Origin of the sequence: Paraflavisolibacter caeni (assembly GCF_025628885.1) — a bacterium.
Taxonomy (GTDB): domain Bacteria; phylum Bacteroidota; class Bacteroidia; order Chitinophagales; family Chitinophagaceae; genus Flavisolibacter; species Flavisolibacter caeni.
The window spans coordinates 168,999-183,102 of record NZ_JAOTIF010000010.1; the positions used below are offsets into that span (position 1 = coordinate 168,999).

A 14,104-nucleotide genomic window follows, 5' to 3' on the forward strand; every position below is an offset into this window, starting at 1 on the left:
AACTGGTATTGTTTGTTGGTTCTAAAAAGATTTATTACGCCTGCAAGCTTTTCATTCACTTACCGGGCTGGTACTTGTTGATTTTATTTTTTATGGTTTTTTCGCTTTGTAATTGACCCGCTTGTTACCATTACGCTATCATATGTAGCAGTGTTTAAATTGGAACTGTTGGAGGAAACAGCCAATCCAACGAAATAAGTGCCGGCCATTGCTACCGTAACAGGAGAACCTACAGCAAACCATGTTCTTCCATCGGTTGATTGATAAGCAGTGAATTTATTGCCGGCTCTTTGCAAACGAAACCAGGTAGGAGCACGGGTATATAGATTACCTGTTTGAAAATCCATAGAACCGCCTGTGGAAGTGCGGCTTCCAAATCTTGCTTCCCGAACACCTCCATCTCCTGAAGTCATACTGAACGCGATAGCATTGGAAGAAAGCGATTCACGGATCATGATGCCCGTTTTTTGGGAACCACTACTGCCCCATGTACTTATTGCAAGACGTGCAGTGATCGTGGCATCGCCGGTTACAGTTTTATATACATAACTCAAACCATCTGCAGCGCCACCAATACCTGCACCGGAGCCATTCACAACAAAAGTTCCATTACTCACATTAGCATAACCGGCACTACCTGCAGTGGCAACGGTTCCAATATCCTGATGCGACCAACCAGAAGGCAATGCACCGGTAGCTTTTGGAGTGGCACTTTCCTGTGATGAATTGCTGCTTGTACCAGCCTGATTGATTGCAGATACGACATAGTAATTGGTAGTGCCATTCGTTACACTGGCGTCTTCATATAAAGGAAAGGTCCCTCTGTACGTTGCAATCGTAGTATAGGGTCCACCACTTGTTGTTGAACGCAGTATATTATAACCGGTTGCAGAAGTAACAGGATTCCATCTTAACCATACTTTTCCCACGCTTGCAGTTGCTTTCAAACCTGCAGGTGCAGAAGGAGCAGGAGATGCGGGATAAGGTGACGCCGATGCATTGAGTGTGTAACAGAGTGTACCAAAGCCAATATTATCATCATGCACAAATCCTTCCGGCCGGTTCACTTCTGCCATTGCTTTTACATTGGGAGCGCTTAAGCCTTTTCTTACCACATAATGGTTATAAATCATTTCCCAAATGGGACGTTGCAACCTTCCGCGGCCACCACTGTTTTGTTCTGAAGCCCAATAGTTCTGGACGTTATCACAGTTGTTGTAAGTGGTATAAGGAACCTCTTTCCAGAGATTGTATTGAGCGGTATATTCAGCTCCTGCCAACAAACGGTTGTTATCATAGGCGTACATATCCTGACCCTGGTTCCATGCTATCTGGCAAAAGCTTGCAAACATGCCTACACCTAACAGCGCATGCTCCTGGTCGCGGCCCGTCTCCTGCCACTGGCCCAGGCCTCCCGGATGTAAAAAAGGAACTGCCTTAGTAATGTTGCCGTTGCCTGCCCCGGATTTAAAATAGCTAATTGCTTCATTGAACTTAGTTGTATCATCGCACAATACACCAATGCTTAAAATAGCTGTCATGTTACATATATCCCAATTAGCCCAATAATGACTGATACAGGTATTGTTGTGACGCGTTAAAAAATCATGGCAATTTGGATACAGGTAGGTGGTCATCATGTTTTTGAATTGATTGAAATCTGCCTGTGACCAATTGGGATAAAGACGCAGAATCTCTGCCGCAACAGCAAATTCATAAATCGCTATGCCCATTAAGCCGGGAATATCATTACCGCTTGGCACCTGGTTCACCGCATAGGCCCATGCGTTTAAAATTTTTCGTGAACAGGCTGCATAAGAAGTATCGCCAGAGATGTACCAACGTAAAGCGTTAAGATAAGCCGCCACAGCATCGGCAGAAGCTCGTTGACGGCTGACTCCCATGTTGGCCTTTGCCGCTGCAGTGTATGTATTTTGTGCTTTTGGGTGAGCAATCAATGCGTTCCAGCTATCGATCCAGGGGTGCGCTCCGGCTGCCACTTGTGTTTTCATCCGGTCTAAATCGGTTTGCGTATGCAAGCCGCCGGGATGAACGAAGGTTTGTGCTGATGCAGTAATGATGCAAAAAAGCAACAGGAAAAATGACAAGTGTTTCATTTGATTCATGGCAAGACTTTGGTTTTACCGTTATTGGCTATTTGTATCGTTTATAATTTTTCTTCGCCTTTAGTTCGTTGCACTCGTTAAACTCTTTTTTGTTGGCTGTGAATTTTTGAATGTTATATTTTTTGCGAATTCACCTACTTTAATGTTTGCCTCTTCAATATTGGTGATCAGCTTTCCATTGATGCGAAGATTTTCAAACGTTACTCCCTGCACAAGATGGTCTTTATCCAAACCATTGATGATGGAAGGAGCATTATTAACGCCGTTATAACTGATGTTTTTGAAATAAATATTTTCTATTCCTCTGCCCGGAGCAGCATTGTATTTCTCATAGAAGGCAACTCTTAATTGCAAAAGCTTCCCCTCCTGGAAATTATCCACCTGTATATCTTCAAAGCGAACATTGCGTACCAGGTTCATGTCGCCTGCCTGAATGGCCATGCATCCCTCGGAGACCGGATCGTCTTCATCAAGCTCCAGTATCTCAATGTTTTTAAACAGTAAGTTCTCAATTACCTCACCCGTTTTTTCCGTGTTTCCGTGAACGCCGATGTTGATGGTATGTGCTACATCAGCCCAAAGAGTAGAATTCGTAACCGAGTAATTTTTGGCATCGCCATAAAATTCCCAGCGATGTCCATATACAGCGATACAATCATCAGAGTTGCGCATGAACACATCATCAACCTTAACATCGCTGCAGCTCATAAAATCCAGCCCGTCGCTCCAGGGATTTGCACTGAATGATTTCAAATTGCGGATGGTAATTTGATCCGATCCCCCCGAAAAAATTGTATAGTGTTTTGGATTGACTACAATGATTCCGTCTACGGTAACATTGCTGGAGTGCCTGATCTCGACTCCTCTTTGTGGCTGGTCAATAATTCCTCGTCCGAGGATGCGAACATTTTGCACTTTATCACACAGCAATTTTCCTCTCACTATAGCGCCTCCGGCAATGTAAACCGTTTTACCTGAGGGAATGTTGAATGCGTCTCCAGGCAGGTCTTTCGGCATGTGAACACCGGGACCGAAATAGACAACATTGGGATCGCTGGGATCGGGACGAAAGGTTTCAATGGGATTGGCAAATAAATGCAGGTTGTGCAATTTATCGCCATCAAACTCTATTGATATCTTTTTCGGATCGGTTAAAGTGAAAGTGATGCTATTACCATTTAAGATTGGTTTGATTTCATAAGAAGATGGACGGATTTTCACAGAATGCACATTGCCGTTATTTTTTTGAACAAATACTTCTACGGTTCCTGAAAAATCGAAATACACCATGGAGGCATCCTGCGGTTTATCGAGATCCACTTTTACATTGTATTCATACAAGTCCTGCCACTCACCTCCTGGCTTTCGCACTTTTACCGTGTAATCGTCGTTATGCATCGAGTAAACAACAGCCTGGGGAACAGGATAAGTAATCAATTGTTGTGCAGTTGTTTTTAAACAATAAAAACAAGAAAGAAAAAATAGGATGAGAAATTTTTGCATGTTTTTCTTTGTAATTGAAAATTGTGTTTTCATGCTTTCAATTTTCTAAGTACAGGACAATAACAATGCTGCTACTGCCTGCATTGGAACAATTGCTGCCTGGTTTATGATAAATATTATATATGGTATTATTGTGAAAGTTCCAGCGGCACTTTCACAACATTGCCCGAAACCTAGATGTAAAACTACGGGGTGAAATAAAGATCATTAAGCGTTGAAAACTTCAAAAAAGGGGGGTAATCTCTTCATTTTTGGAAACATATGAAGCAATAAATTAATAACAAAGCAACCAATCAGCTATTAGGTTTGATCGACTCTTTATTTACCGTATACTGCCTTCCATGTATATTGCGATACTTCTTTATGTAGTCGGATGGATTCATTCCAAAAAGCTTGCTGAATTGTTCCCTGAAATATCTTACATCATTAACGCCAACCTTGAAAGCCACTTCATTTACATTGTAATTTGTTTTAATAAATAACTCAGCGGCTTTGCGGAGACGAATGAACCGGATGAATATATTTACAGTTTGCCCCGATACTGATTTAACTTTTCGGTATAAATTGGAATGGCTCATGCCCATTTCGGAATATAAAGTTTTTACAGAAAAATCGTCATCTTCCAGGTGATTTTCGACAATTGAAATGCATTTGTCCAAAAACTCTTTGTATTCATGTGAGATTTTGAGATTGCTTTCATTCAGCGTTATTTCATTATAAAAATATTTCTGAAGTGTGTTGCGGGTTTTTAAAAGATTGGTAACTCTTGCAATCAACAACTCGGCATCAAAAGGTTTCATAATATAATCATCAGCGCCTCCTTCTACTCCACGTAATTTTAATTCATTCGAGGTTGCACCAGTAAGAATGATCACCGGGATATGGCTTAACTGCTCATTTTCTTTAACGGCTTTGCAAAGCTCAATTCCGTTCATGCCCTGCATGTGAATGTCGGAGATGATTAAATCGGGTAAATATTTTCGAGCAGTATTCAAACCTGTAGTTCCATCTTCAGCTTGATGAATTAAATAATGATCCTTGAACAAACGAACCAGGTATTGCCGGATGGATTCATCATCATCAATAATTAAAATAGATTTCTTTTCAGATACTACTTCAGTTATGGGCTCAGCCTCTTCGATCTTTTCTTCTATTAATGGCTCCACTTTAAACATCTGTATGAAAGCCGGTGAATCATCGGTTTCAGAAATGGTCACTTCAGGACCAAAATGCTCTTTTCCTTTTGGCAGCGTTAACATAAATGTAGCACCCTGCCCTTCCTGGCTTTTGTAGGAAACCAATCCGCCATGTTGTTCTGTAAAATGTTTTACGAGAAAGAGGCCGATTCCAAAACCGGCTTTTGAACTTGTTTTACTTCTTTCCGCTTTGTAAAATTTATCGAAAAGCTTTTCACCAATTTCTGAAGGAATGCCGGCGCCGTTGTCTTCAACTTTGATCACAACATCTTCCGCACTGTCATCAATAGATAAACTGACATCACCTTTAGTAGGTGTATACTTCAATGCATTAGATAAAAGATTGTATAAAATAATTTCAAGCTTTTCCCTGTCTGCATAAATCTCCAAATTTTTATTTGGACAATCGAAAACATAATTCATGTTCTGGGATTTGGCTTGTTGCACAAAACATAAATACACTTCGTAAGCCAGATCATGTAGATTGAGTTTAGAAGGCCTGAGCCTATCCAATCCACTTTCCGCTTTTCGGAATAAAAGCAATTGGTCAACAAGACTAAGCATGCGCCTTGCATTGCGGTAAACAATGTTTAACTCACCATCATTTTTTATTTGCTCATCAGGATTTTTTTTCAGCAGGTCCCTGACCGGGTTGATAATTAATGTAAGCGGCGTTCTGAACTCGTGTGAGATATTGGTAAAGAATGAAATCTTCTTTTCATTGATCTCTCTTTCTTTTTCATTTAAAATTCTTTCTTTCTCTCGTTCCGCATGTTCTTTTTCCCTTTCCGCCCTTTCCTTTTCTAACTCCGCTTTTTCTACGGCCAGTTCTGCAAGGCTTTTTTCTTTCTCTGCTTTTTCAAGAGCGAGTTCGGTTTCACGCTTTTCCCGCTCAAATTTTTCTTTTTCCAATTCTGCCTGGCTTCTTTGCCTTTCCGAACGTTCATTAGCTGCATTCAATTTTGCAATCTTTACATCGTACTGAAGCTGTGTTTGTTTTGCCCTGTATTGCAAATAGAAATAAACAGCCGTACCAACCATCATTGCGTAGATCAAATAAGCCCACCAGCTTCTGTACCAAGGAGGCAGGATCATGATTTTGATTTGAACTTCATCTTTGTTCCATTGTCCTTCCGCATTGGTACTCTTTACCCTGAAAATATAGGTACCCTCGGAGAGGTGTGTATAAACAACTTTTCTTGTAGCTCCAGGGTAGTTCCATCCCTTATCCCATCCCTGCAAGTAATAGGCATATTGAATCTTTGCTGGCGATGAATATTCCAATGCGGCAAACTCAAATGAAAGAACAGCTTTGTTGTAAGGAACTCTAACAAGTTCAATACGATTAAAAGATGTTTTTGTTTTGAGTGAAGGATCTTCTTCCACCGGAATATTGGCAACTTTCACATCAGTTATAAAAATTCTTGGGTTGCTATTTATTGCATTAATATGCTCAGGTTTGAATAAAGTAAATCCCTTGATACCTCCAAATACAAACTCACCTGACCTTAATTTCCATGCTGCATTGTAATTGAATTGATTGCTTTGCAGCCCATCGCTTTGGTAGTAGTTTTTAAATGTTTTACTTTTCGGATTGAATTTGGCAATGCCATTGAACGTGCTCATCCACAAATTACCTTCCGAATCTTCCAAAATAGTCAATATGGAATTGCTGCAAAGACCTTCATTGGTGGTATAACGGGAAATGATCTTACCCTGTTTTCTGTCAAACAAAATCAATCCCCCTCCCTCAGTGCCTATCCAAAAATTACGGGAGCGGTCTTCCAATATGGCCTGGACCGGTTTACCAATAAAATAAGAAACATGTTTTTTGCCGGCTTTATCAATTTGAACCAGGTGCGATAAACCACCAGCCCAAAAAACATTGTTCCCGTCTTCCTTCAATGTATACATATCCCTGAGCCGGTCGTCAAACAATTCAAAAACCTTTTTCTGCCTGTTCAATTTAAAAAGCCCGTACTGCTGTGTACTTAGCCAGAAATTCTTTTCGGCGTCTTCAAGAAGATTCGGGCCCAAAGGATGTAAAGTGAGCGTGGTGTTATTGGGGTCAACGCAGGAATAGTGTTCAAACTTTCCGTTGTTAAAACGATCAACGCCCCCGCGATAGGTGGAAACCCAGATGTTGTTTTGAAAATCTGATTTAATGTGGTTAACAAAATTGTCGCTAAGGGAATACGGATTTCCTGCTTCATGCTGGTAATTGGTAAACTTGTTCAGCTTACGGTTCCAAATACTCAAACCTCCGCCATCCGTACCAATCCATAAATTATTGTCTGGACCTTCATAAAACGACAGAATATAATTGTTGATAAGGGTGTTTTGTGTGGCAGGATTGGAAGCAATCGTTTGAAAACGTTCTTTATTGGGATCGATTACATTGATACCACCCCTTAAGGTTCCAATCCATTTTCTTGAATGCTGGTCAATCCAAATAGAATAAACGGCATTGCTGGATAAAGAATTAGGATCAGTTGTATTCGTTAATAACTTAGTTTGATCCGTTTCAGTATTCAGAATAAAAACGCCGCCCCCATTTGTTGCAATCCACAATTCATTGTTCTTATCTGCAGTAATACCAACAACACTATTGTAGCTTAACTTTTTATTTGCTTCATTGTAAATTTTATCAAAAGAATTCGAAGAGATATTAAATCTTGAAACTCCCTCATTCGACCCTACCCATAAATAGCCATTAGTCGATTCAATGCAATTGGCAGACTTTATAGCTGTATTTATAAGTTTTAATGTTCCGGTTTTATAGTCATAAGCATACAAGCCTCTATTAGCCGCAAGAATCCAGACTTTATGATCCTTTGTTGATTTAATGGCAGTTACATCATACGGAACGTTTGCAGCATCAGCCAATGATATTTTATAAGCAATGGTATCTCCTTTTGGGAAAAAAAGTAAGCCCAGATCTGCAGTTGCAAGAAACATATTGCCCTGCTGATCTGTTTCAATATCCCTGATGACTGAAACAACTTTTTCTACTTTCTTATTAGCTGTATAATAATAAAGAGGAGAAAAACTGTTAGAAAGATTTTGATAGATGCAAGCACCTTGCCTTGTCCCTATCCAAAGATTCCCCTTTGTATCTTCATTTATTGTATTGATCCAATTGTTGACGAGTGAATGATTGTTCTTGAAATTATTTCTGAAGATTTTGAATTGATATCCATCGTATCGATTCAGTCCGTCATAAGTTCCAAACCACATAAAACCGCTATGATCCTGGTAAATACAACGCACTGAATTATTAGATAAACCCTGGTCTATTCCAAGGTAAGTGCTAATAGGATAACCTGATGCAAATGACGCATTATAAATAATGAAGTGTAAGAATGCAATAGCACAAATTTTTCTTCCAAAGGGACTTTTCATATAACAACGCAGTTAGCAATCTATAACTGAAAAATTATTTTGAATATCGATACCTAAAGAAATCTACATCCACATACCCTTTTTCATCCTTAGAATTGAAATTGAAAATACCAACCCTGTCACCGCGGTAACTGCCCCAGGTGAGTTGGGTAGTGCCGCTAAAAGGTACAAAATTTTTTCCGTCGAGACTATAGCCATAGCGGTTGTTTCCCTGGTAATCCCAACTTGATTGTAGCCAGATAAAATTTCCAACTATTTGTATTCCAACCGAATCCGCATCATTGCTACTATATACCAGTTTGCGGGTCCCATTTCCCTGTTTGATACCCAGTGAGCTATAAGAAGTTGTCGAAAAGTGAGTTAAACCTGCATATTGACCGTCAGCCATTCCAGTTATATCAATCTTGACGGTAACAATATTTGCTTTTGTACGCATGCTACGCTGTGTAATGGTATTGCCAGCCCGGAGCAATATTTTTTTATGTTCATTGGGATTAATGGGCTTAAAAGCGTAAAGCCGGAGAAATCCTTTGTGGTCGTGTAATGACCATTTATCAGCTCGGGGCTGATAATTCCATTCCCATTGAGGAAGCAGTGTCTTTGAATTGAAATCGTCGTCGGTCTGTATCTTTATTTTTTGCTTCTGAAGAATAATTGGTTTTTGAGCCGTCCAAACCATACGGCCTATGGTGTCGGCACCTACCTCCCCAATGATGGGCCAACCGTTAACCCAGGTGACAGGCAAAAGACTGGCAGTGCGGCCCTCCCAATCGCTTGAACCATGATGCGTAAAGAACCACCATTGTCCATTTTTTAATTGCATGAGTCCGCCCTGGTTCGGCTCTTTATCCTTGCTTTTATCAACATGGTTTAATTGCCTGATCTCCCAGGGACCACAAATGCTTTTCGAGCGTTCCATCATGATCACCCGCCCTTCTGGTTTCACTTCGCTGAAATAGTGGTAATACAATCCATTGATCTTATACAGCTTGTTGGCTTCACTACCGTGAGATTGATGGATGATGGAGTCAGATGCCATGATCAGGCTTTTCCCATCAGGTGTCATTTTAAATAAATGAATGTTGTACTTTTTATTGCTTTTCGGATCAAGGGCAAAATTGGTGGCAATAAAATATAACTGGCCATCGTCATCACAAAACGAACAGCAGTCGTCCCATCCCCTTACCTTCCAGAGTTGATGCACAGGCTCCCAGGGTCCTGCAGGATTGGTGGCCGAACTCATAAAAAAGCCATCATCCGGTGTACCAAAATATACCCAGAACTTATTTTTATAATACCTGATGGAGCCCGCCCAGATGCCCTTGCCGTAACAATTCATCCGGTCCCAGTTCAACTGTGGACTGATGCGGCGGAGGTCATCCACCACATGGCCGATAATTTCCCAGTTCACCAGGTCTTTGGAATGCAGCACCACCATGCCGGGGGAAAATTGCATGGTAGAAGAGATGGCATAATAATCCTCACCCACCCGGATGGCATCAAGGTCGCTGTAATCTGCCGGAAGCACAGGGTTCACATAGGTGCCATTGCCCTGGTCGCCCCACTGTCCGGACATCTGAGCCTGTAAGCATAAACCTGCAAGTTGCAAATAAAACAAGAGCAATAGCGATCTGAGATGAATCATGCGAAAAATAAATGTTGTTTCCTTATTGATAAATATGCCACTCCCAAACACCAGGAACGCCCTTTCCTATCCTTACCCTTAAATAGCGGGCTTTAATATTCAACTTGTCTGTATGGGGCGATTGAACAACCACCTCCGCATGCCCGCCACAGGGCTTCCATGTTGTGCCGTTGGCGGAAGACTCCAGCACATAGGCATGCCCTGCAGTGGGACGAACAAAATACACTTCACTGCCTTTGATATTCCTTGCCTTATCCAAATCGGCCACGATCCAAGAAGCTGTGTCCTCCGGAGCAGCCATCCACCTGGAGCCGTTGGCCGCATCGAAAGCAAACTGCGATGAAAAGGATTCTGTTCTTTGAAACAAAGAATCTTGATTCGGCTTAATGATCAGATCGGAGCGCACACTGGAGGCTTTTGCGTGGACCACCTTGATGCTTTTTTGGCGCGCTACAGGGTGAAGAGCCCCTACGCCGCTGAGGGTTAGATCCACCGGGCGAATGGTTCCGTCTTCATTGAATGCCAGTTTGTTCACATAAGTTTGCCGGTTGGTGCTCCTGCGGCCAAACTCCAGATAGGCAAAATAGTAATCATCGGTGCCCGGTACATTAAACACACAACCATGGCCCGGACCAAAGACCTGGTGTTGGTAATTGGTAGTGGAAATAATATCGTTTTTAGGAAAGTCGAATGGTCCCAGTGGTGAGGTTTTGCTCATACCATAAGCATACTGGTATTTTTCATCCCCACCCAGGGTGTAGAGGTAGTAGTAGATGCCTTTTCGTTTAAAAAAGATGGGGCCTTCCGAATACCCTTTTCGGGGTGTAGCAATGTTAATGATAGAGGCGGTATCTACAGAAACCATATCCGGGTTCAGTTTAGCCGCAAACCTGCGCTGCCAGAAAACATAAGCCAGCCCATCATAATCGATAAAAACTTCTGCATCGATACCGGCCGGACCTTTGGGATCTTTGGATTGTAATAAGGTTGCTGCAGTAAAGGGTAAAGAAAAACTGTCTACACCTTTTGCCAGTTGAAAAGGTCCATCAGGCGAACCAGCAACAGCCGGATACATAAAGCCATTGACCGTTGGATAAATATAGTATTTGCCATTGGCTGCAATAGCCTTGCTGGGCGCCCAGTATTTATGTCCTACTGCCGAAGGAAAATAAAATCCGGAAAAACTCCAGTGAACAAAGTCTTTCGACTTCCAGACTACCGGTGGACCCGATGTTTTTAAACCCTGATCGTATCCATCTGTTGTGGCATAACAATAAAATGTGCCGTTAATTTCCTGGATACTGGCATCTGCAATCATATCAGGGATCAGCGCATTGCCGAAGGGATTTTCCTTCTGAGCTTTTAGGGAAAGAACAAAAAGTAATAAAAAGCAGTTCAACAATGCTTTGATTGTACCAGCAGAGAACGCTGTTCTTTTTTCCGAAAGGGGCAATGCATCGTTAGTAGCTTTCATCTTTTCCAATTCAATTAGTTTACTGCTGATGTACAGAATTGATCATGCTCTGCGCTATAGAGAATGATCAAATAGCCAACAAGCTTATAACAAGTTCATAAAGATCATCCGCTGTTTCAACAGCAGATGTTTGCTTTGCGAAAATCTGGTTTATTAAATGAAAGGAGAAGGGCGAATTGCTTTAAGCAAATTTATATCAGCTACCTGCCTGAAGCATTGCATGAAAAAGACTTTGTTTTATCCAAATCCGACATTTCTCTATAAATCTGATCAGTAAAAATCAGGTATGAGCAGAAGATTGTTAAAGCATTTTTTTCGCTGCTACATGTAGACTATGTGAAATTGAATCAGAAATGGTACAATTAGATCCTGGATGCCATCAGTTACATCCAGGTCCACTTAAACCAGGATTTAGCGGTTGCCCATCTTGCAGAAAGAGCCAATCAACACCAGGATTATTTTTCAAGACTTTTTTTCAGTATACGGGCATAAGACCACTTGCCTGTCTTCATGAAAAAAGAATTGAAAGGGCACAATACCTGCTTACCACAACCAATATGTCTTATGTCGAAGTAGCCACAGAAACAGGATTTGAAAACCTGCCTTATTTCTCCAGATTCTTTAAAAAGGTAACCAGCCTGACCCCAGTGCAGTACAAACAGCAAAATAAATTAGATTGATTAATCTGATTGTAGACTAGCATTTCAACAAATACATTAGATTTTCCTAAAATTAAAGTAACCAAAAAGAATAGCAACATTCTTTTCCTATCACCGGTATTCAATGTTTTAACCATTAATGTTGCTAATGTACAAAACACCTTCTCACCATTCGATAACACTTACTGTTCGTAATGCAGAAACAAATGTCTTCTAATTTCAAAACTATTTGATAGCTTTTACGGGTAATTGATTCGTAACTTCTTTCTTGAATAATATTACTCTCAACATCTTCATATCCTCACTTACTTTTTGATCCAACACGGGTCCATACATCAAAAGTGTATTGATTGTAAATAAAGAATTGACATCAAAATTAAATTCTGCTAAAGTTCAGATAAGTACAATAATTTCACATCCAATCAGTATTTTTAAGCTGATTTTAAACGAGTGAACTACTCGGTGAACTGAATATCAGGGATCCTCTAAAATCCTTGCTGGATAAGACTTACACCGATTAGGTTTGAATCCTGACGGGGTCACCAAAAAGCGAATCAAATCGCACCAAAAGCCAGCAAATCATTGATTTTGCTGGCTTTTTTGTTTTGGGGACCTGTCAAAAGATTCATACGGTGATTATAGTTGACGCAAAGACCAGCGCTGTAGTCAAACACATCCTAACGGACAAAACGCCGATCAACATTTAGTTAGCCGAACGTTTTGCTTTTGTGTTGCATGCACAAGACAAGCACATCACGCAGATTGATTTGCCTACCTTTACTGTGTCGAAGCAGATTGACGCCACCGGCACCAACGGGCTGTTGCTTGTGACACAGCCAGTGATCGATGTTTTCAAGCCTTCGGCAAACAGAAACGAACCATGGATTGGAAAAACAAAATAGCCATCATAACCGGTGCCGGTAGCGGCATCGGCCAGGCAACAAAAAATCTTTTGCGAAGCAAAGGCTGCATTGTTTACAACTTGGACCTTGCAGTGACAGACAACGACGAAATGAAATACTTTGTGCCCTGCAACGTGCGTGACCGCAAGGCCATCAAAGCTGCCGTGGATGAAGTCTTCAGCAAAACCGGCCGCATTGATTTTCTTTTTGCCAACGCCGGCATTCACCTTTTTGCCGACATGGAAGAAACGACCGACGAAGAATTCGACAACGTGGTGGCCACTAACATCTACGGCACGTTTTACACGGTGCGTTCAGTGCTGCCTTACATGAAGGCGCAGCGCAGCGGCAGCATTGTGCTGATGGGCAGCGACCAAACCTTTGTAGGCAAGGCGAAAAGTTCGGTTTACGGCCTCACCAAAGGCGCCATTGGTCAGTTGGCAAAAAGCACGGCGATAGACGTCGCGCTGTTTAACATTCGCGTCAATTGCGTTTGCCCCGGCACCACTGACACCCCGCTGCTGCACAAAGCTGTGGACCGTTTTGTGTCGCTCACGTCCCAAAACAAAGAAGACGTTTACAAAAGTCTCGACGCCATGCAACCCTGGGGCCGTGTCGGCCGACCGGAAGAGATTGCGGCTGCCGTGGCTTTCATGCTTTCCGACGAAGCTTCTTTCATGACGGGCAGTTTGGTGTCGGTGGACGGCGGTTATGTGTGCCAATAGCCTTGTATCATATAATACTTTTTCTATTTGGCAATTTGGATTAAACCCATCACTTTGTTTGCTATTACGAGCTTTATGAAGTTTGCTTCGGAAAAGATTAATCTGAATATTTTAATAACATAATCTCGAATGCGTAAAAGAATCAAACTTTCTCTAATTGGCTATGTCGCATCTGTGAAAAATAGTCCAGGAGAAAATGAAAATTAGGGCAGTAATTAAGAAAAAAAGGGGTATAAAATAGTAAAATGTATTTTCTTTAGCTTGTTTCTTACATATAAATGCCTATTGTATTTATGGATAAGGATATTGGCCTTTGTAATTCCTGCCGCCATCCAATTCCCTTTTGAGATTTGACTATAGAGTTGACAAAATAAAAAAGATTAAGAAGAAAAGGTTCTGTATTCTAAGATTCCACCAAATGTTTTTTGGAGACCCTAAAAAGTTGTGTAAATAGGAAGTAGTAACTGTATTT

At 41.3% G+C, this 14,104-nt stretch carries 7 protein-coding genes; 2 read left to right on the plus strand and 5 right to left on the minus strand.

Translation table 11 applies throughout. The annotated features are described in order from the left end of the window. Positions 1-83: 83 nt before the first annotated feature. The 5 genes from OCK74_RS13975 to OCK74_RS13995 form a co-directional block, all read right to left on the minus strand. Positions 84-2,126, minus strand: coding sequence for an alginate lyase family protein (locus OCK74_RS13975; protein WP_279297666.1), 2,043 nt, complete (start codon positions 2,124-2,126; stop codon positions 84-86). Between the two features lie 60 nt (positions 2,127-2,186). Continuing rightward, the gene (locus tag OCK74_RS13980; RefSeq protein ID WP_279297667.1) at positions 2,187-3,662 is read right to left on the minus strand and encodes a glycosyl hydrolase family 28 protein; all 1,476 of its coding nucleotides are present in this window, start codon (positions 3,660-3,662) and stop codon (positions 2,187-2,189) included. Between the two features lie 260 nt (positions 3,663-3,922). Beyond that, the gene (locus OCK74_RS13985; protein WP_279297668.1) at positions 3,923-8,227 is read right to left on the minus strand and encodes a hybrid sensor histidine kinase/response regulator transcription factor; all 4,305 of its coding nucleotides are present in this window, start codon (positions 8,225-8,227) and stop codon (positions 3,923-3,925) included. Positions 8,228-8,261: 34 nt separating this feature from the next. After that, on the minus strand, positions 8,262-9,872 hold the full coding sequence (locus OCK74_RS13990) for a glycoside hydrolase family 43 protein (protein WP_279297669.1): 1,611 nt from the start codon (positions 9,870-9,872) through the stop codon (positions 8,262-8,264). 22 nt (positions 9,873-9,894) lie between these two features. Further along, a complete protein-coding gene (locus tag OCK74_RS13995) occupies positions 9,895-11,346 on the minus strand; it encodes a family 43 glycosylhydrolase (protein ID WP_279297670.1) in 1,452 nt (483 codons plus the stop codon). A gap of 353 nt (positions 11,347-11,699) precedes the next feature. Here OCK74_RS13995 and OCK74_RS14000 point away from each other — a divergent pair, with 353 nt between their 5' ends. Beyond that, complete coding sequence (locus OCK74_RS14000; RefSeq protein WP_279297671.1) at positions 11,700-12,026, plus strand: helix-turn-helix domain-containing protein; 327 nt, start codon at positions 11,700-11,702, stop codon at positions 12,024-12,026. 859 nt (positions 12,027-12,885) lie between these two features. After that, positions 12,886-13,632: an SDR family NAD(P)-dependent oxidoreductase gene (locus OCK74_RS14005; protein WP_279297672.1), complete on the plus strand. Its 747-nt coding sequence runs from the start codon at positions 12,886-12,888 to the stop codon at positions 13,630-13,632. Positions 13,633-14,104 lie beyond the last annotated feature (472 nt).